The organism is Streptomyces lanatus, assembly GCF_014655715.1.
GTDB lineage: Bacteria > Actinomycetota > Actinomycetes > Streptomycetales > Streptomycetaceae > Streptomyces > Streptomyces lanatus.
Window position 1 is genome coordinate 188,559 of record NZ_BNBM01000016.1, and the last position, 26,490, is coordinate 215,048.

Below are 26,490 nucleotides of genomic sequence, written 5' to 3' on the forward strand. Positions count from 1 at the left end.
CTGTCTCCTACAGGTGCGTACGGGCGGGTGGGGCGGCGTCAGAACTGGATGCCGCCCAGCAGGCTCGCGAGGCTCTCGCCGCCGGCCTTGATGCTCGGGGCGATGGCCGTGCTGGCCAGATAGAAACCGAACAGGGCCGAGATCAGGGCGTGCGACGCCTTCAGCCCGTCCTTGCGGAAGAAGATGAAGACGACGATGCCGAGCAGAACGACGCCTGAGATCGAGAGGATCATGTGAGTGCTCCTGGTTGGTGGGGACAGTCACCATGAGTACTTCCAGGCTCACAGGATGTATCTATACGATAAAAGGTGCAACTGGGTGAAATTCGTCAGATTTCCCCCAAGTGGCGGAGTGTCCTTGGCCGGATGGGCTTGGGTGTCGCGTTCGACCGTGTCTGCGATGATCTTTGCCTCGGGTGCATCGGGTCATGTGCCGCGCTAGCCAGTACGCTGGCGAATCACTCGTACGGCCGAGCACCGCTCGCCGGTCGTACCCGTGCTCCCCGCAGTTCCCCGCAGTCCCCATTCGCAGTGAGAGGCGGTCCGGCGATGACCGAAGCCCCCGACCCCGAGGTCGTGGAGCTGGCGACCAAGATCTTCGATCTGGCCCGGCAGGGGCAGACCGAGGCGCTCGTGGCATACGTCGACGCGGGCGTTCCGGCCGGCCTCACCAACGACCGGGGTGACTCCCTGGTGATGCTCGCCGCCTATCACGGCCACGCCGACGCGGTGCGTGCCCTGCTCGCGCGGGGCGCCGAGGCCGACCACGTCAACGACCGGGGCCAGACGCCACTCGCCGGTGCCGTCTTCAAGGGTGAGACGGAAGTGATCAGGGCCCTTCTCGACGGCGGCGCCGATCCGGCCGCGGGCACCCCCTCGGCCGTCGACACGGCCCGTATGTTCGGCAAGGCGGACCTGCTCGAACAGTTCGGCGCACACTGATCCGAACCTTCTGACCAGCGATAACACCAAAAACGGGGGAGGCGGTACAGGGCCGCCGAAATTTCGGTCGCGGCAGACGGAAGTGCCGAGTCATCATGACCTCGTGATTCACGGACGCGATGGCTGGGCAGGTGTTGCCGCACCGCGCGGGCCGTGATGCGGCCCGCATGGGCCACCGACGAGAGGCAGAGGAAGATGGTCTACAGCAAGCAGGAAACGGCGGGCGCCCCGACGTGTTGTCACGCGGCCAGGTGAAGCAGGAACCCCGGTTGCGTCGACGCTTGATGTGAGGCTGTTTCCCATGTTCGAACCGGTCATAGCGCCCAGCGGTACGCTGCTCGGCCTGCTCCAGCGGGGCCGCGGCGACGGAACACTGCACGCGCTCACCGCCCCGCGAGCCGAAGCGCTCGCGGCCCTCAATCACTGTGTGCTGCGGGACCCCCGCCACGACTGGCAGGTGGAGAACCGCTCCCTGTACTACGCCCGGCTCTATCTCGACCTCAGCGGTGAGCTGGACGAGATCGAGGCCCACCTCTTCGACGTCGAGGACGCCCTCGACACCGAGGAGTCACGCACCGGGCTGGCCCTCGCCGTCCTCGGCCACCTCGCCTCCTACGGCAGGCGGGACGCCCTCGCGCTGCTGCGCAGGTACGCCGCCACGGGCTCCAACTGGGCCTGGGCGCTGGACGAACTCGCGCTCAGGGACGACGACACGGGGCTGCGTGCCCTCGCCGCGCCCGTCCTCGCCCGCTTCCCGGCCGATCCCGAGGGCGAGGCCGAGCTGGCCGCCGCCGTACGCGACGCTTTTGAGCCACGGCCATGGCGGCTGTGGGCCGAGGATCCGCGCGAATCGATCGCCACGCGTGTGCGTGCCGCCCAGGAGGCCGGCTGTTTCGACCGCTGGCAACGCCAGATGCGACCTACCGGGCCCCGTCCGGGGTGGAGCGTGCAGGCGGTCTTCGAGTGGGCCCAGCAGGGCATCGAGCGCGGAGTCGCGCTCCATGTGCCCGCCGCCCGGTGCCTCATGGCCGTCGCGGGCCCCGAGGACCGGCCCGAGATCGTCGCCGCCGCCAAGGACGGCACCGACGGAGCCCGCTGTACGGCTCTGCGCTACCTCGCCGACAGCAACGACCCGGATGCCCTCGACCTGATCGAGGCGGCCGTGATCACCGGCTCATCGGCGGTCGTGGAGGCCGCCATCGACGCCTTCGAGCGGATGCGCAGCATCGCAGCCGTCGACCGCGCGCGTGGCTGGGCCCGACGGCCCGATCCCCTGGGCGCCGCCGCCGGACGCATGCTCGCCTGCCGGGGCGGAGCCGAGGACAAGGACCTCGTCCTCGCGGCCCTACGGGAGGCCGTCCGAGGCGAAGGCCCCGACGCCCCGACCCTGTGGACCCTCGTCGACGGCACCGGACGGCTCGGCATCGCCTGCGCCGCCCCCGTGCTGCGCCATGTCTACCGGGAGACCGCCTCCTCTCATCTGCGCGGCCGCACCGCCCGCGCCCTCGCCGCCACCGACCCCTCCTTCGCGGCCGGATTCGCCGTCGAATGCCTGTGGGACTGCGAGGAGACCACCCGCGAGATCGCCGCCCGGCACGCCGAGACCGGGGACACACGCGTCGTGGAGCGACTGCGCCGGCTCGCCGCCGACCCGGCCGAGGAGGCCGAGGTCCAGACCGCCGTACGCAGCCGGATCGGACCGGACGCGAGCGCCGGCTGAGCGCCGCGCGGGACATGTGTTCACCCTGTGAATCTCGCGGAGATCCGCCCGCTGGGTGAACACGGGATGACCGACGGGTCAGGCGCGCATGGACGCGACCTGACCCGCTCGGGTGCGCAGCGGAACGCTCATGGGACGTTTATCGTTCGGAAAGATCCACTTTGACGCGGCCACGTCCAGCACGGCGACAACACCGGTATGCGTGTCGTCATCGTGACCGAATCCTTTCCCCCCGATGTGAACGGCGTGGCCCACTGCGCGCTCCAGACCGCCCGACACCTCGTCGATCGCGGTCACGCTCCCCTCGTCGTCGCACCCGCTCCCGCTCCCGGGAACAAGGCAGCCGCCTCGCTGGCGCCCTGCCCCGTCGTCCATGTCCCCTCCCTACCGCTCCCCGGCTATCCCCAGGTCAGGGTCGCGCTCCCCAGCCGGCGCCTCGCCGCCGCGCTGATCCAGCACCAGCCCGACATCGTGCACCTGGCCAGCCCCTTCGTCCTCGGCGTGCGCGGTATGGCCGCCGCCGCCCGGCTCGGCATCCCCGCCGTCGCCGTCTACCAGACCGACCTGGCCGGATACGCCCGCACCTACATGGGCGCCGGCGAGGCCGCCGCCTGGCGCCGCATACGGTCCGTCCACTCCGCCGCCGACCTCACGCTCGTCCCCTCCAGCGCTTCCATGAACGACCTGGAGGCGCACGGAGTTCCCCGGCTCAAGCTGTGGGCACGCGGCGTGGACACCGCCCGCTTCCGCCCCGAGCTCCGCGACGAGAAGCTGCGCCGTGAGATCGCCCCGAACGGCGAGGTCATCGTCGGCTATGTCGGGCGGCTCGCCCCGGAGAAGCACATCGAGCTGCTCTCCGGTGTGTGCGGTCTGGCGGGCGTCAAGGTCGTCATCGTCGGTGACGGGCCGAGCCAGCCCGCGCTCGCCGAGGCGCTGCCCGGCGCGGTCTTCCTGGGCCGCCGCGGTGGCGACGACCTCGCCCGGATCTTCGCCTCCTTCGACATCTTCGCCCACACCGGCCCCTTCGAGACCTTCTGCCAGACCGTGCAGGAGGCCATGGCCAGCGGTGTGCCCGTCGTCGCGCCCGCCGCGGGCGGTCCGCTCGACCTGGTCGACCACGGCCGCACCGGCCTGCTGGTGCCGCCGCGCGACGCCGACGCCGTACGGAACGCCGTGCGGTCCCTGGTCGCCGACCCGGCGCTCCGGGCCGCGTACGGCGCCGCCGGACATGACACGGTCAATGGCCGCACCTGGGCGGCCATCGGCGACCAGCTGATCGGGCACTACGGCGATGTGCTCGCCGCGCGCCGGGCGGTGGTGGCGGCATGACCGGCCTGCGGATCGTCCGGCTCGCGAACTTCGTCGCACCCGCCTCAGGAGGGCTGCGGACCGCACTGCGCGAGCTGGGCAAGGGCTTCAAGCTGGCCGGGCACGAGCCCGTCCTGATCGTGCCCGGTGAGAAGTACAGCGACTGCGAGACCGAGCAGGGCCGTGTGATCACCCTGCCCGGGCCGATGCTGCCCGGCACCGGCGGCTATCGCGTCCTCGTCGACAAGCGGCGGGTCCAGACCCTCCTGGAGGCGCTCGGCCCGGACCGCCTGGAGGTCTCCGACCGCACCACGCTGCGCTGGACCGGCAGGTGGGCGCGGCGGGCCCGGGTCCCCGCCGTGATGGTCTCCCACGAGACCGCCGACGGCGTGCTGCGCACCTGGGGCCTGTCGGAGAACCTGTCCCGGCGCGCCGCCGACGCCCTCAACGTCCGTACCGCCCACACGTACTCGAAGGTCGTGTGCACCACCGAGTTCGCCGAGCGGGAGTTCGTGCGGATCGGCGCCCGCAATGTCGTACGGGCCCCGCTGGGCGTCGATCTGATGAACCGGCGGCCCACCCTGCGCGACGCGGCGCTGCGCGGCACGCACGCGCGTGCCGACGAGACGCTGCTAGTGATGTGCTCCCGGCTCTCCGTGGAAAAGCGGCCCGGCACCGCCCTGGACGCCCTGGAGGCCCTGCGTCGGCGCGGAGTGCGCGCCGTGCTCGTGGTCGCCGGGAACGGGCCGCTGCGCGCGGGTCTCGAGAAGCGGGCGCAGGAGCGCGATCTGCCGGTGACCTTCCTCGGGCATGTCGCCGACCGCAGCCTGCTCGGTGCGCTCCAGGCCTCAGCGGACGTGGCCCTGGCCCCGGGTCCGGCCGAGACGTTCGGGCTCGCCGCGCTGGAGGCCATGGCCTGCGGTACGCCGGTGGTGGCGAGCGCGTCCTCCGCGCTGCCGGAGGTGATCGGTGCCGCCGGAGCCACCGCCGCGGACAACGGGGACGCCTTCGCGGACGCCGTGGAGATGCTCCTCGCCCGTCCCGAGCGCGAGCGCCGGGAGACGGCACGCGCGCGTGCGGAGTGCTTCGGCTGGGGCACGGCGGTGGACGCCTTCCTCACCGCGCACGACGCGGCTCTGCCGGCGCGTCCCTTCGTGCGTGCGGAGGGCGCGGCATGAGACCGCTCCGCTACGTCGCCCTCGGTGACTCCCTGACCGAGGGGGTGGGCGATCCCGTGGGGAACGGGTGGCGCGGCTGGGCCGCGCTGCTCGCCGGGGGGCTGTCCGAACCGTCCGCCGAGTTCACCAACCTCGCGGTGAGCGGGGCGCAGACGCGGGACGTGCTGGAGAAGCAGCTGCCGGCCGCGCTGGAGCTGCGCCCCGACGTCGCGTCCGTCCTGGTGGGCGTCAATGACACCCTGCGCAGCACCTTCGACATCGAGAAGATCGCCCAGCGCCTCGACAAGGTGTACGAGTCGTTCACCCGGCAGGGCACGGCCGTGCTGACCGCCTGTCTGCCCGATCCGGGCACCATGCTGGGGCTGCCGGGGATCCTGGGCAATCCGCTGGCCCGCAGGCAACGGGCCGTCAACACCGTGGTCCACACACTGTCCGAGCGGTACGGGGCGGTGCATCTGCACGCCGTCGACGACGCTTGGATCATGGACCGCGCGATGTGGAGCGCGGACCGGCTGCATCCCGGGGAGCGCGGGCACCGGCAGATCGCCCTGCGCTTCCACGCGATGCTGAGGCACCGGGGGATCGGGACGGAGGCGGCGCCGTCGCCCGAGCCCGAGTTCGCGCCGCCCACCAAGTCGGCGAGCGTGCTGTGGCTGGCGACCGCGGGTACCGCCTGGGTGATCCGGCGGTGCAACGACCTGCTGCCGCAACTGGTCCGTCTCGCCGCCGTGGAGATACGGCACCGCGCGCGGGGCACCAGCGACCGGCTCGATCTGCGAGCGGCACACTCGGTGTCGAGGGCGCTGGCGGCGCTGGGGATGCCTGAGTCCGTGGGGTCGGGGGAGTACCGGCGGGCGCCGCAGCCCATCGTGCTGCCCCAGCATCTGACCCTGCCGGAGGGATTCACGATGCCCGTGCCAGGACAGCGCTCGCCCGAACCGGAGGCGGCGTAACGCGGGTACAGAGGCGGGTGTCAGCGGCGGCGTACGGCCACGAAGCGCACCGGAGTGCCCGGTATCGCCTGTGCGGCGGCCGGGAGGTCGGCCGCGCGGACGACGGCGATCACCGGGTAGCCGCCCGTCGTCGGGTGGTCGGCGAGGAAGACGACCGGCCGGCCGTCGGGCGGCACCTGGACCGCGCCCAGGACCACGCCCTCGCTGGGGAGTTCGCGGGCCAGCGCCCGTTCCAGGGCCGGGCCCTCGGTGCGCAGACCGATGCGGTTGCTCGCGGGTGAGACGCGGTACACGCGGGAGGTGAAAGCACGCACCGCGCGCGGCGTGAACCAGTCGTCGCGCGGGCCGAGCGTCACGCGCAGGACGAGTTCGGCGGGCGGAGCGGGCTGCGGAGCGACGTCCACGCGCGCGTGGAGCCCCGTCGGCGTGCCCAGGGGCAGCACCGTGCCGTCCGTGAGGGGCGGTGGGCCGAGGCCGGACAGCAGATCGGTGGACCTGCTGCCCAGGACCGGCTCGACGGCGACGCCACCGGAGACGCCCACATAGCCGCGTACGCCTGAATCGGCCGCGCCGACATCGAGGAGCGAACCCGCGGGCACGCGCACCGGAGCGCCCCAGGGGACGGGGCGTCCGTCCACCGTGACCCGGCAGGGCGCTCCGCCGACCGCCACGGTGACCGTCGAACGAGGCCGCACCGTGCAGCCGTTGAGCGTGGTCTCCAGTACGGCCGCCTCGGGGGCGTTGCCGACCAGCCGGTTCACCAGGGCCGCCGCGGGCCCGTCCAGCGCCCCGGAGCGGGGGACGCCGAGGTGGGCGTGGCCGGGACGGCCGAGGTCCTGCACGGTCGTCAGCGCGCCCGCGCGGACGACGGACAGCGCGCGGTCGGTCATGAGCTCCCCACCGGAACGAAGCGCACGCGCGTGCCCGGTGACAACAGCGCGGCCGGCACGCGCGTGTGGTCCCACAGCACGCTGTCCGTGGTGCCGATCAGCTGCCAGCCGCCCGGCGACGAACGCGGGTACACGCCCGTGTACGGCCCCGCCAGCGCGACCGCGCCCGCCGGGACGGCCGTGCGCGGAGTGGCCCGGCGCGGGACGTCGTAGCGCTGCGGCAGACCGGTGAGATAGCCGAACCCGGGCGCGAAGCCGCAGAAGGCGACGCTGAATTCGGTGCCCGCGTGGATACGGGCCACCTCGCGCGGGGACACGCCCCAGTGCGCGGCGACATCGGCCAGGTCGGGGCCGTCGTAGCGCACCGGGAGTTCGACGGCCGCACGCGCGCGTCGGGGAACGGGCGGCACTTCGGACGTGGTCAGTTCGGAGGCGAGGCGGGCCGGGTCGGCGAGGCCGTCCAGCAGGACCGTGCGGGCCGCGGGGACGATCTCACGGACCGACAGCGTGCCCTCGGCACGGCGCCGCAGCAACTCCGTGTGCAGCGCCTGGGCCTCCTCGCCCGAGGACACCTCGACGAGCAGGGCGTCGTCACCGACGGGCAGCGCCCTCATACGAAGGCCTCCACCCGGACACCCGACGCCTCCAACCGTGCCCGCACGCGATGGGCCAGCTCGACGGCGCCGGGCGTGTCGCCGTGCAGGCACAGGGAACGCGCGCGTACCTCGACCCGTGTCCCGGCGTGGGAGGTGACCTCGCCCGAGCGGGCCAGGCCTACCGAGCGCGCCACGACGGCCTCCGGGTCGGTCACCAAGGCGCCGTCCTGGCCGCGCGGGACCAGCGTGCCCCGCTCGGTGTACGCGCGGTCGGCGAACGCCTCCGTGACCGCCGGGAGCCCGGCCTTGGCGGCCAGTTCCAGCAGCCGTGAGCCGGGCAGGCCGAGCACGGGCAGCGTGGCGTCGGCCAGGAGCACGCCGTCGACGACCGCACCGGCCTGCTCCTCGTCGTGCACCACGCGGTTGTAGAGCGCGCCATGCGGCTTGACGTACGACACGCGCGTGCCCGCCGCTCGCGCGAAGACCTCCAGGGCGCCGATCTGGTACGCCACTTCGGCCGCCAACTCGGCGGGCGGCACGTCCATCGCACGCCGCCCGAACCCCGCGAGGTCCCGGTAGGAGACCTGGGCCCCGATCCGCACCCCGCGCTCGGCGGCCTGCTCGCACACCCGGCGCATGGTGGCCGCGTCCCCGGCGTGGAAGCCGCAGGCCACGTTGGCGCTGGTGACGACCGACAGCAGCCGTTCGTCATCGGTGAGCCGCCAGCGGCCGAAGCCCTCGCCGAGGTCGGCGTTGAGATCGATCGAGGTCATGGATCAGTCGTTTCCCTGGTCAGGCGACGATGCGGTACTGCTCGTCGCGGGCGTCGGTCAGGAACATCTGGCCGGGCGCGTGAGTGATGGCGAACGGCGGACGCGAGGCCATCACCGCCGCCTGCGGGGTCACTCCGCAGGCCCAGAACATGGGGATCTCGTCCGGTGCCACGTCCACCGGATCGCCGAAGTCGGGCCGGCCGAGGTCCGTGATGCCGAGGGCCGACGGATCGCCGCAGTGCACGGGGGCGCCGTGCACCGCGGGCAGCAGGCCGGTCTCCCGCAGCGCCGCCGCCACATGCCGCGGAGGCACCGGGCGCATGGACACCACCATCGGGCCGTGCAGCCGCCCCGCCGGACGGCACGGGCGGCCGGTCACATACATCGGGACGTTGCGGCCCTGCTCGACATGGCGGATCGGGACGCCCGCCCCGGCCAGCGCCGACTCGAAGGTGAAGCTGCACCCGATCAGGAACGACACCAGATCGCCCCGCCACACATCACGCACGTCCGTGGGCTCGTCCACCAACTCGCCGTCCCGCCACACCCGGTAGCGCGGCAGATCGGTGCGCAGGTCGGCGCCCTCGGCCAGCGGAGTCGTCCAGGCACCGGCGTCCGTGACGTCCAGGACCGGACAAGGCTTGGGGTTGCGCTGGCAGAACAGCAGCATGTCGTACGCCCAGTCGGCGGGCACCGCGATCAGATTGGCCTGGGTGTGACCCGCCGCGACCCCGGCCGTGGGGCCCGTCAGGCCGTCGCGGAAGCGGGCGCGCGCGGCTTTCGGGCTCCACGCGTGCGCGTGCTCGTCGACGGCGGTGACCGGACGGTGCTCCGTACGGTTCACACCAGCTCCTTCCCGCGCGTCTCCGGCAGTCCGAGCAGGGCCAGCGCGGCGATGCCGTAGCCGATCGCGCCGAAGACCAGCGCCCCGCCCACGCCCCAGCTGTCGGCCAGGAAGCCGACCGTGGTCGGGAAGACGGCGCCCACCGCGCGGCCGGTGTTGTACGTGAAGCCCTGACCGGTGCCGCGCACCGCGGTCGGGTACAGCTCGCTCAGGTACGAGCCGAAACCGCTGAAGATGGCCGACATGCAGAACCCGAGCGGGAAACCGAGCACCAGGAGCAGGGTGTTGGCGCCGTCCGGGATGTTCGCGTACGCCAGGATGCAGACCGCCGACAGCAGCGCGAACAGCCAGATGTTGCGCTTGCGGCCCAGGCGGTCGGTGAGGTAACCGCCGGTCAGATAGCCGATGAAGGCACCCGAGATCAGGAACGTCAGATAGCCGCCGGTGCCGACGACCGACAGGTCCCGCTCGGTCTTGAGATACGTCGGCACCCAGGTGGCGAGGGTGTAGTAGCCGCCCTGGACGCCGGTGGAGAGCAGGCCCGCGAAGATCGTCGTACGCAGCAGGCCGGGCTTGAAGATCGCCGTGAACGAGCCCTTCTCGGCGCTCTTCTCCCGTACGGCCACGGCCTCGGGGGCGTCCTGCACGCGGCGCCGCATCCAGATGACGAGCAGCGCGGGCAGCGCGCCGGTCCAGAACATCACGCGCCAGGCCAGGTCGTCGTCGGCGACCGAGAAGACCACCGTGTACATGATCGCGGCCAGCGCCCAGCCGACCGCCCAGGAGCTCTGGATCGCGCCGAGCGTGCGGCCGCGGTGCTTGGCGCTCGCGTACTCCGCGACCAGGATCGCGCCGACCGCCCACTCGCCGCCGAAGCCGAGTCCCTGCAGAGCACGGAAGACCAGCAGCGTCTCGTAGTTGGGCGCGAAACCGCAGGCCACGGTGAAGACCGCGTAGGTGATCACCGTGATCATCAGCGCCCTGACCCGGCCGATCCGGTCGGCCAGCACCCCGGCGAGGGCGCCGCCGACCGCGGAGACCACGAGCGTGACGGTGGTGAACAGACCGGTCTGACCGCTGTCCAGGCCGAAGTAGGCCGCCAGTGCCACCATGCTGAGCGGCAGTGTGAAGTAGTCGTACGAATCCAGGGCATAGCCGCCGAAAGCGCCCGCGAAGGCGCGGCGGCCGCGTGGACCCAGGGCGCGCAGCCAGCCGAACGCGCCGTCATCGGCGGCGCGTTCATCGGTCGTGGGGTGGGTCAGGGCCTGCGGTGGAGGGGTCGTGCTCATGGGCACCTCGCAGAGAGGGGACGGAGGGTGCGGGACTGAGCTGAACGGTGAGCAGCAAGGTAGAGGATTGTTGAACGATCCTTCAATACCCGTGTTGTTTCGTTCTCGTGTCTGCGGTTGAATTCCGGGCATGGCAGAGCAGCTGGCGGGACTGGCCGACGACCGTGCCCTCCTGGGCCGCACCAGCACGGCGGAGCGGGTCTCGGACATCCTCAGAAGCCGCATCGCCGAAGGCTTCTTCCCGCCGGGGACCCGGCTGTCGGAGGACAGCATCGGAGGGGCGCTCGGTGTGTCCCGCAACACACTGCGCGAGGCGTTCCGGCTGCTCACCCACGAACGGCTGCTCGTCCACGAGCTGAACCGGGGCGTGTTCGTACGGGTCCTGACCGTCGAGGACGTCGAGGACATCTACCGCACCCGCGGGCTCGTCGAATGCGCCGTCGTGCGCGGCCTCGGAGAGCCGCCGTACGGCCTGGACGCGCTCGCCACGGCGGTCGAGGAGGGGCAGCGGGCGGCGCGCGAAGGTGACTGGAAAGGATTGGGTACGGCCAATATCCACTTCCACCGGGAACTGGTCTCCCTCGCCGGCAGCGCCCGCACGGACGAGCTGATGCGCAGCGTCTTCGCCGAGCTGCGCCTGGCCTTCCACGTGGTCGACGACCCCAAGCAGCTGCATGAGCCGTATCTGGCCCGGAACCAGCAGATCCTGCGGGCGCTGGAGGCGGGGGACGGGCCCGAGGCCGAGCGGCTGCTCGCGATCTACCTGGCCGACTCGCTGGAACGCGTCGTCGACGTCTATCGCCGGAGGGTGAGCGCCCCGTAGGGGGAGGGCGAGCGCCCCGCAGGGCGGGCCGGGCGCCGTCGTTTGGTTCGATGTCAGACCCAGGACCTAGTCTGTGCACCGTGACTTCGCCTGCATCGACGGACCGTGTTCCGCCCCAGCTCAGCGCGGGGCCGCGCCCAGCTCCGGGCCCGGCCGCCGACGAGGGACTGGCGCGGCGGCTGCGCGCGCTCGCCTGCACCGCGCCGCTGCACGACCTCGACGCCCGCAAGGCCAACCTCGCCGGCGAGTACTCGGTGTACGGCATGGCGGAGGTGGCGCTCGCCGCCATCGACCTCGTCACACTCAACATGGACTTCGACACGGGCGCCGACCACGACCAGATAGTCGCCCGCCTCATCCCCCGCATCGCCGCCCAGGCCCCGCGCCGCCCCGTCGCCGAGCACGAGCGGGTGGCCCGCTGGGTCCTGGAGAACCTGATCAACGTCGGCAGCGTGGACCGCGGCTTCCGGGCCGTGTACGGCACCTTCGCGCCCGACGGCAGCTATGTCCGCCGTGACTACGACTTCAAGCTGATCGAGGAGGTCCCCGGGCCGGGCGGCACCGTCTACCTCCGGACCACCGACGAGGCGGTCAACGTCCTCGTCGGCGCCCTCGACACCGATGTCACCAGCGCCCAGATCGCCGCCGAGGTCAAGCTGGAGGTGCTGATCAACCGCGGCCGCCTCGCCGACGCCCAGCTGGCCGCCGAGCAGGCCCGGTACCGCACCGTGCAGTACTCCGAGACGCTCCGCCGCGCCCTGGACGCGACCCGGCGCAATGTCCGTGCGGTCGACTGGCTGAGCTCCGTACCGGACATGATCGCCGAGGCCCTCGACCACGTCGCCGACCGGTACCGCCATGAGAACGCGATCCTGACCAACATCCGCAAGGCACGCGACGAGACCGAGGACCCCGAGCACAAGCGACGCGCCGCCGAGCTGGTCGACATCGTCAAGGACTGCATCCGACGCCACACACAGCTGCAGTCACGCCTGCTGGAGGCCGGACCGCTCTTCCGTGCCGAACAGGACCGCCAGGCCTTCGCGACACCCATGACCACGTCCGGGATCGACCTCTACGGCCATCTCGTCGCCCCGGTCCTGCCGTTGCCCCTGGAGCAGGCCGTCCGGGTCACGGACGCCTACTTCGCGCGCGGCACGGGACTGCGGACGCCTGTATCCGTTCGCGTGGGCGATCTCGTCGACATACTGCTGACACCGCCCGTCGAACGGGAGCACCTGGGCGCCGAGATGCCCGAGCCCGACCTCATCGCGACGCCGGACGACAGCCGGTTCAGCGAGGAGCAGTTGGCCGCCGCGACCGATCTCCTGGACCTGCCGGCCGACGCCCCGCGCCGACTGTCGGGACTACTGGCCGAGGCGCGGCGGCGGGACCCCGATCTGCCGTACCTGGTCGCGCTGCTCGCGGTGCACGCGGCCAGCCCCGCGGTCGGCACGGCCTATCGGCAGGGCGAGGAGAAGCTGCTGTTCGCCGTGGACGACGGGACGGAGCTGGACGACGACGAGTTCGGCGGCGCCGACCTGATCGTGGGGACGGCTCTGCTGGACGCGGCGGGCATGGCGGCCGACAGAACGGAGGCGGCATGAGCCGCACCGAGCCGCCCATGAATCAGCATCAGTGTCAAACCGAGGAGCCGAAACCGTGACCGAGCACGTCGATTGGAGTGAGCCGGAGGCCGCCGCCCCGTCGGCGCCCGCCGCGGTCACGCCCGCCGACGCCGCCGACGCGGCGCGGCTCGTCTCCTTCGGCCTGCAGCCCAAGCTGCAGCCCGCCCGCGACCAGGAGTACGCCGATCTGCTGCGCCGCTACCGCGAGGACCCGCCGTTCGCACGGCTCGCGGACGCCGTGGCCACCGGGCTCGGCCTGATCGTCCTTGAGGTGTCCCCGCGCGCGGGCATGGCGGTGACCGCCGCCGAGGACTCGGTGTTCGCCGTGCGCATGGGTGACTACGCGCGTCGTACATCGGCCGACGGCAGCGACCGCTTCCTGCACGGGCTGGCCCATCTCGCCGTCGCCGCCATGGCGTTCCCGCGCCCCGAGGACCTCGCCGACGACGGCTACATCGGGCGCGTCACTGTCAACGGCGTCGACGCCTTCGTCCGGCAGGCCTGCCGCCGGCTGGAGGAGCGCGCCGACGAGCAGGGGGAGAACACCGACCCGGCCACGGACGCGCCCGGCCTGGAGGCCGCCTGGCGGATCTGGGTGAGACGCAGCGCGACCGGCGCCACCAAGGACGCACGCAGGCTGGCCGGTTCCACGACCGGCATCATCGGCAAGGCGGTGGCCTTCCTGACCGAATCCGGGTTCCTCCAGAGGACCGGTGACGACAACGGCGGCACATACCGGACGACCGCTCGTTACCAACTCCAAGTGCGTGACATGGCGGGCAGCGCCGCCATGGCCGAGCTGCTGGAGCTGGGCGTGGTCCCGGTCACCGACGGCACACCGACCCTGCTGCCCGCCGAGGACACGGAAGACCTGGAGCTGGTGGCCGACGCCGGGCTGCCGTTCCACTCCGCCTGAGTCCCCGAAACTCCCTTCACCGAAGAAGACTTACGAGAGTCCGCCATGTACGAACTGTCCCGGGTCCGCCTCTACTCCATCGGACCGGCCGGTGCGCGTTACGCCGACACCGTGCTGGACCTGCGTGGTGTCGGCGAGCCCGTGCCCGACCCCGCGCCCATGCAGGCGGAGTTCTTCGAGGAGGAGCCCGTCGGTCCGCCGCGCAGGCCCGCGCCCGCCGGTGTGCTCTTCCTGGAGAACGGCGGCGGCAAGTCGGTCCTGCTCAAGCTGATCTTCTCCGTGATGCTCCCGGGCCATCGCAACACCCTGGGCGGCGCCAGCTCCGGCGTGCTGCGCAAGTTCCTGCTCGCCGACGACTGCGGACATGTCGCCCTTGAGTGGCAGCACACGCTCACCGGCGAGTGCGTGGTGGTCGGCAAAGTCAGCGAGTGGCGCGGACGCCAGGTCTCCAACGACCCGCGCAAGTTCGCCGAGGCCTGGTACTCCTTCCGCCCCGGACCCGGGCTCAGCCTGGACAACCTGCCGGTCGCCGAGGCCACCGCCGTACGGCCGCCCGTCGAGGGCCAGTCCGGCGCACAGGGCCGCAGGCGCACCATGAAGGGCTTCCGGGACGCCATCACCGAGGCGGGCAAGGCATATCCGCATCTGGAGGTGCACTGGGAGGAGATCCACGACCGCTGGATCGAGCACCTCGGCGACCTCGGCCTGGACCCCGAACTCTTCCGCTACCAGCGGGAGATGAACGCCGACGAGGGTGAGGCGGCCGGTCTCTTCGCGGTCAAGAAGGACTCCGACTTCACCGACCTGCTGCTGCGGGCGGTGACCGACACCCGCGACACCGACGGCCTCGCCGACCTGGTCGGCGGCTTCGGCAACAAGCTGGGCCGGCGGGCCGAGCTGATCGCCGAGCGGGACTTCACCGCCGGGTCCGTCGATCTGCTGGGGCGGATCGTGGAGGCCGCCGAGACGCGCTCACGCGCGCGTGACATCCACGCCGGAGCCGAGCGGCGCACCAGGACCCTGGCCCGGCGGCTGTCCGCGCGAGGTGTCCAGGAGCGGGTGCGGGCCGCCGACCTCGCCCAGCGGGTCACCGCCGCCGCATACGCCGTCACCCACGCGGAGGCGGCCCGCGAGCACAGCGCGCTGATCTCCGCCGAACTGGCCTACCGACACGCCTCGCTGGCACTCGCGGCGGCCGAGAAGTCCGCGGCCGCCCAGAAGCGCGAGCTCGCCGACGCACGCACCCTGCACTCCGCCTGGCAGGCCGCCGAGGCCGTCCTGCGGCACCGCGCCGCCGCCGACCGTGTCGCGCGCGTGGCCGCCGCCATCCAGGAGGCCGAGCGCGACGCGGCCCCCGCGCTGGCCGCCCGCGCCAAGGCCGCAGTCGATCTCGTACGGGCCCTGCACTCGGCCGCCGAGAGCGCTGAGGCCCTCGCCAACGAGGGGGAGGAGCGCTCCGCCGCCCTCCAGGAGGTCAGCGAGTCCGCGTACCGGGACTCCACCGCCGCCGCCACCGAGGCGCAGCGCGCCCGCAGCGAGGCCGGGCATCTGAAGCAGCGGCTGGCGGAGGTCGAGCAGGAGACCGCCGAGGCCGTTCGCGCGGGCTGGCTCGACGACAGCGCGCCGGACGCCGACCCGGCCCGCGCCGCCCTCGCGGCCAGCGACGCCGAGAAGACCGCCGTCGCCGCCTGGGACACCGCCCGCGACGCCTCCAGGCGGGCCTCGGAGCACGCGCGCGAGGCTGCCTCGACCGAGTCCCGCGCCGAGCTGACGGCGGCCCGCGCGGCGGACGCGGCGACCGCGGCCGAGCGGGCGTACGACGCCGAGCGACGGCTCGCCGAGGGGCTGGCGGCGGAGGAGCGGCTCGCCGAACTGCTCAGCCTGACCGGCGAGTCCGAGGTGAAGCGCGGGCCCGTGCCGGCTCCGCGCGCGGGCGACGACACCGTGCCCGCGCAGGGCGCCCTCACCCCCGAGGAGCTGGACCGGTTCGCCGACGAGCTGCGGGAACTGCTCGACGACTCCGTCTCCACCGCCGAGCGACAGCTCTTCGAGCTGCGTACGGCAGCCGCCGACGACGCCCGGATCCTGGGCGCCCTCGGTGACGGCGGGCTGCTGCCGCCCGGCCCCGATGTGCTGGCCACCGTGGAGTTCCTCGGCGAGCAGGGCATCCCCGCGCTGCCCGGCTGGCGCTATCTCGCCCAGGCGGTCGACCCCACCGACCACGCACGCGTGCTGGCCGCCCGGCCCGAACTGGTCGACGGCGTGATCATCACCGACCCTGGCACACACGCGCGTGCCCGCGAGGTCCTGGGCGAGGCGGCCCTGCTGCCTCGCTCCGCCGTCGCGGTCGGCACGGCCGCCGCGCTGCTCGCGCCGACGCCGGCCGACGACGCACCGGGCGGCCCCTCTCCCGACGTATTCCTCGTACCGCCGAACCCGGCCATGCACGACGAGCACGCCGCCGACGAGGAGCGGCAGGCGCTGCGCGCGCGGGCGTCCGAGCGGGACGAGGAGATCCGCGGCCTCGCCGCACGGCTCGGCAAGGACCGTGAGCTGGCGGCGCGGCTCGCCTCGTGGCGGACCGGCTGCCCGGCCGGACACCTGGTCGAGCTGGCGCAAGCTGCTCGGGACACGCGCGCGTTCGCGGAGGAGTCCGAGGCGGAGCTGGCAGAGGCGCGGACCGTGCGGGCCGAGGCCGACGAAGCAGCCGCCGAGGCCGCCCAAGTCCGCGACGAGCGGCAGGAGACGGCACAGAGGGCGCGGCGCTCCGCAGACGCCCTGGCCGGGCTCGCCTTCCGGCTGCGCGAGCGGTCCGGCTGGCAGGTCAAGCTGCGCGAACTCGCCGACGAGGCCGTCGAGTCCGAGGCTCGCGCCCAGACCTGCCTGGAGCGCGCCCGCGCCGCCGACGAGGACCGGCGCGGCGCCCAGCGCGCGGCCGACGACGCGCGCCGTACCGCGCGTGCCCTGCGCGCCGAGCGCTCCGAGATCGCGGGCGCCCCCGATGACGTACCGGACAAGGACGCCGACACACCGAAGGCGTCGCTGCCCGCGCTGCGTGAGGCGTACCGGGCCGCGTCCCAGGTGTACGAGAAGGTCGGTGTCGGCGCTGATCTGCGCGCCGAGCAGGCCCGCGCGGAGAGCGACGAGAGCGCGGCGCACGCGGAGCTGGACCGGCTCAGCAACAAGGTCCGCACCCGGGCCGAACAGCTCCTGCAGTCGCCCGACGGCTCCGACGGACCGTCCCGGCAGGCGGCCGCCGCACGCGCGGAGGAGCTGGTCCAGCTCCTGGAGACCCGCATGTCCAGCGCGAGCGAGCAGCTCGGCCGGCTGCGCGGTGACGCCGAACGCCTCGCCCCCGAGGACGGCGAGGCGCACACCGAGCTGTCCGAGGAACTCCAGCCCCGCGACGCCGAGCACGCGCAGGCCCTGCTGCGCACGGCCACCGCCGAACTCGCCTCCCGCACCGAGGCGTTGACGGGGGCCCGCGAGGCACACGCCGAGCTTCTTCAGGCCCACCGCTCCGCCGAGGACGCGGCCGGCGGCTTCGACGAGATCGCCGCGATGCTCCGCGACCTGCTGCGCGAGCACACCTCCGACGAGGAACAGGACGAGCAGGAGGCCTACCCCGGCAGCCCCGAGGAGGCCCGGCAGTCCGCCGCCGAGGCCCGCCGGTCGCTGCGCGGCTGCGCCGCCGACCTCTCCGCCGCCGAGGCCGCCGTACGCGAGGCGAGCGACATCCTCGTCCGGCATGCCAACTCCACGCGCTACGAGCAGGTCCGCACCCCCGCCCGTCAGCAGATCCGCGAGCTGCCCGCCGCCGCGCTGCCGGAGCACGCCCAGAAGTGGGCGGACGCCTTCGCGCCCCGACTCCGGGTGCTCACCGACGAGTTGGCCCAGTTGGAGCGCAACCGTGACTCGATCGTCGACCGCCTCCGCGGGCTGGTCGAGTCGGCGCTGGCGACCCTGCGGTCCGCCCAGCGGCTGTCCCGGCTGCCGGAGGGGCTCGGCGAGTGGTCCGGGCAGGAGTTCCTGCGCATCCGCTTCGAGGAGCCCGACCAGGCGACCTTGACCGAGCGCCTCGGCGAGGTCGTGGACGAGGCGACGCGCGCGGCCGTGAAGAAGAACTCCGACCTGCGGCGCGACGGAATGTCCCTGCTGCTGAGGGGAGTCGCCGCGGCACTCCAGCCCAAGGGCGTCGCCGTCGAGATCCTCAAGCCGGACGCCGTACTGCGCGCCGAGCGAGTGCCCGTCGGCCAGATGGGCGACGTGTTCTCCGGTGGCCAGCTGCTCACGGCGGCCATCGCGCTGTACTGCACCATGGCCGCGCTGCGCTCGAACGACCGGGGCCGCGACAAGCACCGTCACGCCGGCACGTTGTTCCTGGACAACCCGATCGGGCGGGCCAACGCGACCTACCTGCTGGAGCTTCAGCGGGCGGTGTCCGACGCCCTGGGCGTCCAGCTGCTGTACACCACCGGCCTGTTCGACACCACCGCGCTTGCCGAGTTCCCGCTGGTCATCCGGCTGCGCAACGACGCCGACCTCAGGGCGGGCCTGAAGTACATCAGCGTCGAGGAACACCTCCGCCCGGGACTGCCGGAGCAGCCCCAGGCCGGAGAAGCGGTGCACAGCGAGATCACGGCGACGCGGATGTTCAAACGGCCGGCGCCGACCGCCGGTTGATCAAGCGTCCTCCTTCAGCAGGTGGATTGGCGGTGACCAGATCCGGCATGACCGAGCCGTCCGCGACCCTGGGCTCCTCGCCGCGCGTCCAGCGGGGCCGAGGGGTCGTCGTCACGTTTGGTCTGAGACGGAACGCGTTCTCCGATGTGGCGTAGCCGTGCCGGGCCGCGTTCATGCGCGCCCGGCCCGATGCCCGACGGCATCAGCAGCTTCGGCGAGCCGGTGTGACCGTGGTGTTCGCCGGGCGCGTCGTTGTTCTCCAGCCGCCGCCGATCAGTCCGCGGTCGGTGTGCTGACGGCGGTGGCGGACGGTGTGGTGGTGCCGTCGAGGCTGTGCTCGGCGAGGACGCCCGTGCGGTGGCGCTGGACGAACCAGTAGTAGGCGAAGCCGCCGCCCGCGATGACGGCGACGAACAGCACCGCGCCCCAGCGCAGGTACCAGTGGTACGGGGCCGCCGCGTTGTAGACGGCGGCGCGCGGCCAGATCAGATTGAGCGTCATGCCCGCGCCCCACACCACGGCGACGCTGTTGACCAGCAGCCCCCACCGGCCCAGCGAGAACTTGCCGTCGCCCGCCGGCTGCCACCTGCCGCGCAGCCGGGCCACCAGCATCGGCGCGGTGACACCGAGGTAGGCGAGGTAGATCATGATGATGCCGATGCTGGTGACGACGGTGAAGATCTGCGGCTGGCGGATGTTGACCACGAGGATCGAGAGCGCCAGGACGCCGATGATCACGGTCGGCAGCACCGGTGTCTGGAAGCGGGGGCTGACCTTGGCCAGCCGTGACGACGCGGGCAGATTGTTGTCCCGGGCCATCGCGAACGCCAGCCGGATGGCCGCGGTGTGGACCGCGAGCGCGCACACCGTGACGGCGATGAGCACGCACCACAGCATCGCCTTGCCGGCCGTCGGGCCGAGCACGTTGAGCACGACGTACTGCAAGCCGTCCGTGGAGAGCTTCTCGCCCTTAAGACTGGAGACGCTCATCAGCGCGAGCAGCAGGATCAGACCACCAAGGACGAACGAGGCCACGATGGCGCGGATGATGGCGCGCGGCGCGTTACGGGACGGGTCGAGGCACTCCTCGCCGAGCGACGAGGCCGTGTCGAATCCGTACATGACGTAGGCGGACGCCAGCGAGGCCACCAGGAACGCGCCCAGGTATCCGGCGCCGTAGCCCGCGCCCGTGCCGTTCGTCTCCATGACGACCTGCGGGCCACGGGTGATGTGGACGGCGAACAGGACGATCAGTACGACCGTGGCGATCAGCTCGATGAACACGCCCGCCGTGTTGATCCTCGCCATCAGCTTGACGCCGAAGGCGTTCACCACGGTGGTGAACAGGATCAGCACCGCGGCCAGGATGACCGCGTTGGTCGCCACGTCGTACTTGCCGGTGCCGTCTCCCACGAGCTGGAAGGCCGACGAGATCTGTGGAAGCGTCAACTGGTAGGCCAGCGCCACGGCCGAGATCGACACGATGGACGCGACCAGCATCATCCAGCCTGCGAGCCAGCCCAGATGCGGATTGCCTATCTTCTTCGACCAGTTGTAGACCGAGCCCGCCACGGGATAGCGGGCGGCGAGCTCCGCGAAACAGAGGGCCACCATGAACTGGCCGATGAACACCATCGGCCACGACCACCAGTAGGCGGGGCCGCCGCTGCCGTAGCCGAAGTAGAACAGCTGGAACGTGCCGGTCAGGATCGATATGTAGCTGATCCCTGCGGCGAAGGTGTGGAAGTTGCCGAGCGTGCGCTTGAGCTCGGGTTTGTAGCCGAACTCGGCGAGTTCGGTGTCGTCATGACCGTGTGGACCGGTTGGTTGCTCCGTTGTCGACATGAGCGGACTCCTCGTCGGCCGGGGATGGCGATGGTGCGGCCCGGGTGGGTGCCGGAGGCAGTGAGGCGGGTGGTGTGCGTGCTGTTACCCGCAAGTCAGGCGAACCACCCCTGGGGCGAGGGATCGGTGTTGCGCCAGATGTGCTTCGTCTCGCGGTATTCGGCGAGCCCCGAGGGCCCCAGTTCGCGCCCGAAACCGGACTGCTTGAATCGGCCTGGGGCTAGGGGTGGTAGTCGTTGATCCAGCCGAGCCGCAGCCGGGCCGCGACCCGCCCGGCCCTGGCCTCGTCGCTCGTCCACACGGCGCCGGCGTCCGCCGAAGCGCTCAACGGTCAGCACCAGCCCGAAGGACTCCTCCCGGACCACCGACATCCCTGCGGCGCACTCGTCCAGCACGGTCGGCGGATGGTAGAAGCCCCGGTCGTGGCCGGGCCCCGTAAAACGCGCGCCGCCGCAACGCAGCACAGCGGCCCTCCGCCAGCCCCTTGGCCACATACTCCTCGACCTTCGCTAGATGCGCCCGCCGAGATCAGCGGCCCGGTCTGCACACGTTCGTCGAACGGCCCGCCCAGGCGGATGGCCCTGGCCCGGCGCACGACCTCGTCGACGAACCGGTCGTGCAGCGAGTCCTCGACCAGCAGCCAGGCCCTCGCGGAGCAGACCTGCCCTGAGTGCAGGAACACGGCGGTCAGCGCCATGTCGACGGCCGTCTCGAAGTCGGCGTCGGCGAAGACCATGTTGGGGTTCTTGCCGCCGAGTTCGAGCGCGACCTTCTTCACCGTCCCGACCGCGGCCGCCATGAGGTGACGGCCGGTCTGCAGCCCACCGGGGAAGGAGACAAGGTCGACATCGGGGTGGTCGCCGACCGGGGCTCCCGCCTCGGGATCGGCGCTGAGGATCAGATTGCCGGCCCCGGGCGGCAACCCGGCCTCCTGAAGGAGCCGCATCAGGTGGATCGCCGTGTGCGGGGTCAGTTCGCTCGGCTTCAGCACGAAGGTGTTTCCGGCTGCGACGGCCGGGGCGGTCTTCCAGGCTGTCTGCAGAAGCAGGTAGTTCCAGGGAGGGTGGCTCGCCGGCCAGGCACACCCAGGCGTATCCCAGCCATTCGCGCAGGGCCACATCGATCAGGCCGTACGCGGAGCGGTCGACGTCCGGCATCTTGATCAGGTTGGGCGCGGCGATCAGCTTGCCGTCGAGGTCGTACGTCCAGGCGTGGTATCGACAGTGGAGAGCGCCTGACCTCGCCGGCCTCCTCCATGCACAGACGTGCGCGCCGCGGCGACGGCACACCTTTCAGGAAGGCGCGCAGGTCGCCCTTGCGGGTCCGGGTGATGAGGACGCTCTCACGACCGACCTGACCGCGCGGAGGGCGCCGGGCCTGGCGAGGTCGGCACAGGGGGACGGCACAAAACCACATCGACTCGAAGAGCCGTTCCTGAAGGGGACCCCGTCCGTATCGCCGAGGGCGAACTCACCGGCGGCGCTCCGGGCGAGGGTGGCTTCCTCGCCCTGTACGAGCGGGGCAGCAGGACCACCGCCGTCCTCTCCGTGGACCGCCCACGCCCGTTCATGCGAGCGCGGCGCGAGTTGCTCCGCGAGGTGGACCAGGCACGCGCAGCCGTTGGTCTGACGTTCCGGCTCAGTGCCGCTGAGGGCGAGGCCGGCCTTGGCTCGGCACAGGGCAGTGGCCGGTGAGCTGTGACCAAGAGGTGAAGTGGCCGAAATGAGCCCCCGCCCCCGCCCTCGCCTCAGGAGTGCGACAACTGCCCAGTCCCGCCCCTCCGCCGTATTCGTTCCTGCGCACGCTCAGCCTCACGCACCTGCTGCCGTGTCCGGCGCCGCTCCCGTCGCAGTGCGCGGGCCGTGCTGCTCGGCGCCGAGACCACGCCGTTCCGCTGGTTCCACACCTGGCGTGTCACCCAGACGTCGAGGGCACCCCAGGTCGCCACGACGGTGCTGACCACGCTGCTGATCACCATCGGGAAGGCCAGCCACGATCCCGCCAGGGTGCACAGGAAGGCCACCATCGCCTGTATCAGCGTCACCGCGATGATCAGCACGGCCCGCACCGCCGATGTCCGCACCGGATCGGGCATCCGACGCCGCCGAGCGGGCTCCTCCACCCACAGCGGCCGGTAGCCCGACCACCCCTGGTCCGCCCGGTCGCCGGCGGCCGGGGAACCGCTCTCGTCCGCCATCGCCGCCTTGCTCCCGGAGTCGGCCACCACGCCATCCTCGTCCGTCGTCACCACGCCCGCGCCCTCCGGCGTCTCGCGGCTCACCGTCTCCCGGTGTGCGCCCGCCGGAATGTCGCGATCCAGCGCTTCGGGGGCGCGTCGCGTCCCTACATGCGCCGTAGCGCCGTCCTCGGGCGTCTCGCGCCGCTCCGCCGTGCCCATCACCGTGTCACTCCCCACCGCCGACAGCCCGCTCGCCCGTGTCTGAAGACCTGGCTCCCCAGTGGCTGCCCGGCTTGCGCTGTTTTACGCCGCCAGGGGACGGGATGCGGCTCCTGTGACTCATTCCGCCCCCATTTCCCGTACAGAAGGACGAACGACGCGTCCCGAAGATTCCCAAGAAAGATAAAATTCCGGCCAACTGGCCAAGGAGACCGGCCGGTTCCCTCCAGCGGGCCGTGCCGCGTTCGCGGGAGGCAATCTCCCGCAATGCCCGGACAACTCCCCATGTCTCGCCGCCGGTGCGGAAGTTCATGTTCCGGACGGCTCTTCGAGTTACTTGTGCGTCGGTAGTAGGCTCGCGCCGATTGTTGACGCACAGGTGTGCCCCCTGACCGGTGGGGGGTTTGAGCTGGGGGAGGCCATGCGCTTTCGCGGGAAGTCGATCCGCCGGAAGATGATGGCGCTGCTTCTCGTGCCGCTGGTGTCCCTGACCGCGATCTGGGGTTTCGCCACGGTACTCACGGGGCGAGGTGTGGCACAGCTGTTCACGGTCTCGTCCCTCGTCGAGAAGATCGGTTACTCCACCGAGGACGCCGTCCGCGTCCTCCAACAGGAACGCCGTCAGGCCCTCGTCTATCTGGCCGATCCCCGGGCCTCGGACGCGCTCACCGCGCTGCGCGTCACCCGCGGCGCCACCGACGCCGCCGTCGCCGAGATCCGCAAGAACGCCAAGGACTCCGACGTCCGAGACGGCATGGACGAGGGTGACGAGGAGAGCCTCACCGCCGTACTGGACGCCTTCGACAGCATCAACTCCCTGCGCCGCAGCGTCGAGGACGGGACGGTGACCCGGCCCCAGGCCCTCTATCTCTACAACCGGCTCGTCGACCCCTGCTACGCGCTGCTGGGAGCCCTCGACGGCATCGACAGCGTCGCGATGGACAAACAGGCCCGCGCCCTGCTGAACGTCACCCGCGCCCGCGAACTCCTCTCCCGCGAGGACGCGCTGCTCAGCTCCGCCCTCGTGGTCGGAAAGCTCACCCGCGAGGAGACCCGCGAGGTCTCCGACCTCGTCGCCCAGCGCACGATGATGTACGACATCAGCCTGACGGATCTGCCCTCGTCCGAGCGCGAGCGCTACGAGCGGTTCTGGAAGAACGCCTCCACCGCACCACTGCGCGTCGCCGAACAGGCCATCGTCTACGCCCAGCCCGGCCGTCCCAGCACGGTCGACGCCAAGAGCTGGGACACCGCGGCGGGCAGCGTCCTCGAAGAGCTCAGCAAACTCAACGACGAGGCGGGCACTCGCTACCAGGACCGCGCCCAGCCCGTCGCGATGGGCGTCATCATCAAGGCGGCCATCGCGGGCGTCCTCGGGCTGCTCGCCCTGCTGTTCTCGCTCTTCCTGTCCGTACGCATCGGCCGCAGCCTCGTCCGCGATCTGCGGCAGCTGCGCCTGGACGCCCACGAGGCGTCCGGCGTCCGGCTGCCCAGCGTGATGCGCCGCCTCTCCGCCGGCGAGCAGGTCGACGTGGAGACAGAGGTCCCGCGCCTGGAGTACGACAAGAACGAGATCGGCGAGGTCGGCCAGGCCCTCAACAGCCTCCAGCGCGCCGCCGTCGAGGCCGCCGTCAAACAGGCCGAACTGCGCGCCGGCGTCTCCGAGGTCTTCGTCAACCTCGCCCGCCGCAGCCAGGTCCTCCTCCACAAGCAGCTCACCCTGCTCGACACCATGGAACGCCGGACCGAGGACACCGACGAACTCGCCGACCTGTTCCGCCTCGACCACCTGACCACCCGTATGCGCCGCCACGCCGAAGGCCTGGTGATCCTCTCCGGCGCCGCCCCCTCCCGACAGTGGCGCAAACCCGTCCAGCTCATGGACGTCGTCCGTGCCGCCGTCGCCGAGGTCGAGGACTACGAGCGCATCGAGGTCCGCCGCCTGCCCCGCGTCGCCGTCACCGGTCCGGCCGTCGCGGACATCACCCACCTCGTGGCCGAACTCCTGGAGAACGCCACGGTGTTCTCCCCGCCGCACACCGCCGTCCAGGTGCTGGGCGAGCGCGTCGCCAACGGCTTCACCCTGGAGATTCACGACCGGGGCCTGGGCATGGCCGCCGACGCCCTGCTGGACGCCAACCTCCGGCTCGCCGAGACGCCTGAGTTCGAACTGTCCGACACCGACCGGCTCGGCCTGTTCGTGGTCAGCCGGCTCGCCCAGCGGCAGAACGTCCGGGTCTCGCTCCAGCCGTCGCCGTACGGCGGCACCACGGCAGTCGTCTTCATCCCCGACGCGCTGCTCACCGACGACGTGCCCGACACCAACGGCATCGGCTTCCGTCTCGACCGGCCCACGCCATCGAAGGAGGCGGAGCTGGAGGAATCGCGCCGGACCGCCCTCTCCCAGGTGCCGGCCCGCCTGCCGGGACTGCCCGCAGCCCTCCTGGACGGCCCGGTCGAGCTGGAGGCCCCCGTCGACCTCGACGCCCTCAGCGATTTCCCCGACGCCCTCGACGACGAGGACGGCGACCACGGCGGCCTCTTCCGCCCACGTCGCGCCCTCACCCAGACGGATCCCGAGACGACGAGCCCGCTCGGCGAAGCGCACCCGATCCCGGGCGCCCACGGCGGGCCGGACCACGCCGATCGCGACGACGAGGTGAGCGCCCCGGTGCCACTGCCCCGCCGCAGCACTCCCAAGCTCGTCAGCTCGCACGGACGCCCCGTCACCGAGCAACGGTCCCGACGCGAGAAGGGCGACACCGAGCCTTCGGCGAGCCCGAGCAGCCCACAGCCGAACGGCCTCGCACCGCTGCCGACCCGCCGCCGCGGAACCGGAACCCGTGGTGAGGTGACCGGCGTGCCGGACCGGATGGACGATCGCACCGAGACCCCGTCCTCCCCGGGGCATGAGGGTGAGCCCTCGCAGTCGCCGGCGCTCCCCAGGCGCGCCCGCCCCGCGATCGAGGCGAGCGGCCCCGACTCCGTCCCGAACCCGACTTCCGCAGAACAGCAGACCGACACCGGTGCCGGGCCGCTGCCCCGGCGCGTACGGCAGGCCAATCTGGCTCCGCAGCTCAGGCAGGGTCCCCCACGGAACACCGAGGAGAAACCGGAGGTCGCCGAGCGGGACGCGGACGAGGTACGCAGCCGAATGGCCTCACTCCAGCGCGGCTGGCAGCGCGGCCGCCGGGAGAACGCCGCGGACGACAGCGCCCACAGCGGCACAGCACCACAACGAACGACTAAGGGGGACGGTCGATGACCGCACCGAAGGCGACCGGCCACACCGCGACCAACCAGTCCGGGGAACTCAACTGGCTCCTCGACGACCTGGTGGACCGGGTCGCCAGCATCCGTAAGGCCGTAGTGCTCTCCGGCGACGGCCTGCCGACCGGTGTGTCCAAGGACCTGACGCGTGAGGACAGCGAGCACCTGGCTGCCGTCGCGTCCGGGTTCCACAGCCTCGCCAAGGGCGTGGGCCGCCACTTCGAGGCGGGCAGCGTCCGGCAGACGGTCGTCGAGCTCGACGACGCCTTCCTGTTCGTCACCGCCGCCGGCGACGGCAGCTGCCTCGCGGTGCTCTCGGACGCCGACTCCGACGTCGGCCAGGTCGCGTACGAGATGACGCTCCTCGTCAAGCGGGTCGGCGTACATCTGGGCGCCGCTCCGCGCACCGATCTGTCCTCGGGCGGGTAGTGGGAT

The 26,490-nt window shown here is 72.0% G+C and carries 19 protein-coding genes and 2 pseudogenes; 11 read left to right on the plus strand and 10 right to left on the minus strand.

The window, feature by feature from the left end:
* Positions 1-38: 38 nt before the first annotated feature.
* A complete protein-coding gene (locus tag IE325_RS34180; protein WP_004002760.1) occupies positions 39-233 on the minus strand; it encodes a hypothetical protein in 195 nt (64 codons plus the stop codon).
* Between the two features lie 315 nt (positions 234-548).
* On the opposite strand from IE325_RS34180, the gene IE325_RS34185 reads away from it, so the two are divergent.
* The 5 genes from IE325_RS34185 to IE325_RS34205 all read left to right on the plus strand — a co-directional run bounded on the left by IE325_RS34185 (position 549) and on the right by IE325_RS34205 (position 6,100).
* A complete protein-coding gene (locus IE325_RS34185; RefSeq protein ID WP_190073999.1) occupies positions 549-941 on the plus strand; it encodes an ankyrin repeat domain-containing protein in 393 nt (130 codons plus the stop codon).
* A gap of 301 nt (positions 942-1,242) precedes the next feature.
* Positions 1,243-2,661: a HEAT repeat domain-containing protein gene (locus tag IE325_RS34190; RefSeq protein WP_190074000.1), complete on the plus strand. Its 1,419-nt coding sequence runs from the start codon at positions 1,243-1,245 to the stop codon at positions 2,659-2,661.
* Positions 2,662-2,859: 198 nt separating this feature from the next.
* Positions 2,860-3,990 carry a glycosyltransferase family 4 protein gene (locus tag IE325_RS34195; RefSeq protein ID WP_190074001.1) on the plus strand — a complete coding sequence of 377 codons (1,131 nt, stop codon included), beginning with the start codon at positions 2,860-2,862 and terminating at the stop codon, positions 3,988-3,990.
* Positions 3,987-5,147: a glycosyltransferase gene (locus tag IE325_RS34200; protein WP_190074002.1), complete on the plus strand. Its 1,161-nt coding sequence runs from the start codon at positions 3,987-3,989 to the stop codon at positions 5,145-5,147. Before IE325_RS34195 ends, IE325_RS34200 begins: the two co-directional genes overlap by 4 nt.
* Positions 5,144-6,100: an SGNH/GDSL hydrolase family protein gene (locus IE325_RS34205; protein ID WP_190074003.1), complete on the plus strand. Its 957-nt coding sequence runs from the start codon at positions 5,144-5,146 to the stop codon at positions 6,098-6,100. Before IE325_RS34200 ends, IE325_RS34205 begins: the two co-directional genes overlap by 4 nt.
* Before the next feature lie 20 nt (positions 6,101-6,120).
* Here the strand turns inward: IE325_RS34205 and IE325_RS34210 are convergent, their stop codons facing one another.
* From IE325_RS34210 to IE325_RS34230, 5 genes are read right to left on the minus strand one after another with little or no spacing between them, the layout of a single operon-like run.
* Entirely contained in the window at positions 6,121-6,990 is an 870-nt protein-coding gene (locus IE325_RS34210) for a 5-oxoprolinase subunit C family protein (protein WP_190074004.1), read from the minus strand.
* A complete protein-coding gene (gene pxpB / locus IE325_RS34215) occupies positions 6,987-7,604 on the minus strand; it encodes a 5-oxoprolinase subunit PxpB (RefSeq protein WP_190074005.1) in 618 nt (205 codons plus the stop codon). Before pxpB ends, IE325_RS34210 begins: the two co-directional genes overlap by 4 nt.
* Positions 7,601-8,359 (minus strand): LamB/YcsF family protein, encoded by a 759-nt coding sequence (locus IE325_RS34220; RefSeq protein WP_190074006.1) that lies wholly within the window; start codon positions 8,357-8,359, stop codon positions 7,601-7,603. Before IE325_RS34220 ends, pxpB begins: the two co-directional genes overlap by 4 nt.
* Positions 8,360-8,378: 19 nt before the next feature.
* Entirely contained in the window at positions 8,379-9,203 is an 825-nt protein-coding gene (locus tag IE325_RS34225) for a putative hydro-lyase (RefSeq protein WP_190074007.1), read from the minus strand.
* On the minus strand, positions 9,200-10,492 hold the full coding sequence (locus IE325_RS34230; protein ID WP_190074008.1) for an MFS transporter: 1,293 nt from the start codon (positions 10,490-10,492) through the stop codon (positions 9,200-9,202). Before IE325_RS34230 ends, IE325_RS34225 begins: the two co-directional genes overlap by 4 nt.
* 130 nt (positions 10,493-10,622) lie before the next feature.
* Between IE325_RS34230 and IE325_RS34235 the strand changes: the two genes are divergently transcribed.
* From IE325_RS34235 to IE325_RS34250, 4 genes are all read left to right on the plus strand, one after another.
* Entirely contained in the window at positions 10,623-11,315 is a 693-nt protein-coding gene (locus IE325_RS34235) for a GntR family transcriptional regulator (RefSeq protein WP_190074009.1), read from the plus strand.
* Positions 11,316-11,395: 80 nt separating this feature from the next.
* Entirely contained in the window at positions 11,396-12,922 is a 1,527-nt protein-coding gene (locus IE325_RS34240) for a hypothetical protein (protein WP_190074010.1), read from the plus strand.
* Between the two features lie 55 nt (positions 12,923-12,977).
* Positions 12,978-13,859, plus strand: coding sequence for a hypothetical protein (locus tag IE325_RS34245; protein ID WP_190074011.1), 882 nt, complete (start codon positions 12,978-12,980; stop codon positions 13,857-13,859).
* Positions 13,860-13,904: 45 nt separating this feature from the next.
* Positions 13,905-18,542, plus strand: coding sequence for a hypothetical protein (locus tag IE325_RS34250; protein ID WP_190074012.1), 4,638 nt, complete (start codon positions 13,905-13,907; stop codon positions 18,540-18,542).
* 273 nt (positions 18,543-18,815) lie between these two features.
* Here the strand turns inward: IE325_RS34250 and IE325_RS34255 are convergent, their stop codons facing one another.
* From IE325_RS34255 to IE325_RS34270, 4 genes and pseudogenes are all read right to left on the minus strand, one after another.
* The gene (locus tag IE325_RS34255; RefSeq protein WP_190074013.1) at positions 18,816-20,387 is read right to left on the minus strand and encodes an APC family permease; all 1,572 of its coding nucleotides are present in this window, start codon (positions 20,385-20,387) and stop codon (positions 18,816-18,818) included.
* A 95-nt stretch (positions 20,388-20,482) separates the two neighbouring features.
* Positions 20,483-21,447 (minus strand): annotated as a pseudogene (locus IE325_RS34260) (aldehyde dehydrogenase family protein); the annotation flags it as partial.
* Between the two features lie 160 nt (positions 21,448-21,607).
* Positions 21,608-21,676 (minus strand): annotated as a pseudogene (locus IE325_RS47120) (hypothetical protein); the annotation flags it as partial.
* 458 nt (positions 21,677-22,134) lie between these two features.
* Entirely contained in the window at positions 22,135-22,785 is a 651-nt protein-coding gene (locus IE325_RS34270) for a hypothetical protein (RefSeq protein ID WP_190074038.1), read from the minus strand.
* 421 nt (positions 22,786-23,206) lie between these two features.
* Between IE325_RS34270 and IE325_RS34275 the strand changes: the two genes are divergently transcribed.
* Positions 23,207-26,050, plus strand: coding sequence for a nitrate- and nitrite sensing domain-containing protein (locus IE325_RS34275; protein WP_190074014.1), 2,844 nt, complete (start codon positions 23,207-23,209; stop codon positions 26,048-26,050).
* The gene (locus IE325_RS34280; protein WP_190074015.1) at positions 26,047-26,484 is read left to right on the plus strand and encodes a roadblock/LC7 domain-containing protein; all 438 of its coding nucleotides are present in this window, start codon (positions 26,047-26,049) and stop codon (positions 26,482-26,484) included. The genes IE325_RS34275 and IE325_RS34280 overlap by 4 nt, the downstream gene beginning before the upstream one ends.
* Positions 26,485-26,490: the final 6 nt, after the last annotated feature.

What these genes read in the sequence shown, in the direction of transcription:
- IE325_RS34235 (WP_190074009.1), top strand. Translation starts at nt 10,623, where the DNA reads ATGGCAGAGCAGCTGGCGGGACTGGCCGACGACCGTGCCCTCCTGGGC.
- IE325_RS34205 (WP_190074003.1), top strand. Translation starts at nt 5,144, where the DNA reads ATGAGACCGCTCCGCTACGTCGCCCTCGGTGACTCCCTGACCGAGGGG.
- IE325_RS34220 (WP_190074006.1), bottom strand. Translation starts at nt 8,359, where the DNA reads ATGACCTCGATCGATCTCAACGCCGACCTCGGCGAGGGCTTCGGCCGC.
- IE325_RS34275 (WP_190074014.1), top strand. Translation starts at nt 23,207, where the DNA reads ATGCGCTTTCGCGGGAAGTCGATCCGCCGGAAGATGATGGCGCTGCTT.
- IE325_RS34180 (WP_004002760.1), bottom strand. Translation starts at nt 233, where the DNA reads ATGATCCTCTCGATCTCAGGCGTCGTTCTGCTCGGCATCGTCGTCTTC.
- IE325_RS34270 (WP_190074038.1), bottom strand. Translation starts at nt 22,785, where the DNA reads ATGGGCACGGCGGAGCGGCGCGAGACGCCCGAGGACGGCGCTACGGCG.
- IE325_RS34280 (WP_190074015.1), top strand. Translation starts at nt 26,047, where the DNA reads ATGACCGCACCGAAGGCGACCGGCCACACCGCGACCAACCAGTCCGGG.
- IE325_RS34210 (WP_190074004.1), bottom strand. Translation starts at nt 6,990, where the DNA reads ATGACCGACCGCGCGCTGTCCGTCGTCCGCGCGGGCGCGCTGACGACC.
- IE325_RS34200 (WP_190074002.1), top strand. Translation starts at nt 3,987, where the DNA reads ATGACCGGCCTGCGGATCGTCCGGCTCGCGAACTTCGTCGCACCCGCC.
- pxpB (WP_190074005.1), bottom strand. Translation starts at nt 7,604, where the DNA reads ATGAGGGCGCTGCCCGTCGGTGACGACGCCCTGCTCGTCGAGGTGTCC.
- IE325_RS34195 (WP_190074001.1), top strand. Translation starts at nt 2,860, where the DNA reads ATGCGTGTCGTCATCGTGACCGAATCCTTTCCCCCCGATGTGAACGGC.
- IE325_RS34250 (WP_190074012.1), top strand. Translation starts at nt 13,905, where the DNA reads ATGTACGAACTGTCCCGGGTCCGCCTCTACTCCATCGGACCGGCCGGT.
- IE325_RS34190 (WP_190074000.1), top strand. Translation starts at nt 1,243, where the DNA reads ATGTTCGAACCGGTCATAGCGCCCAGCGGTACGCTGCTCGGCCTGCTC.
- IE325_RS34230 (WP_190074008.1), bottom strand. Translation starts at nt 10,492, where the DNA reads ATGAGCACGACCCCTCCACCGCAGGCCCTGACCCACCCCACGACCGAT.
- IE325_RS34185 (WP_190073999.1), top strand. Translation starts at nt 549, where the DNA reads ATGACCGAAGCCCCCGACCCCGAGGTCGTGGAGCTGGCGACCAAGATC.
- IE325_RS34255 (WP_190074013.1), bottom strand. Translation starts at nt 20,387, where the DNA reads ATGTCGACAACGGAGCAACCAACCGGTCCACACGGTCATGACGACACC.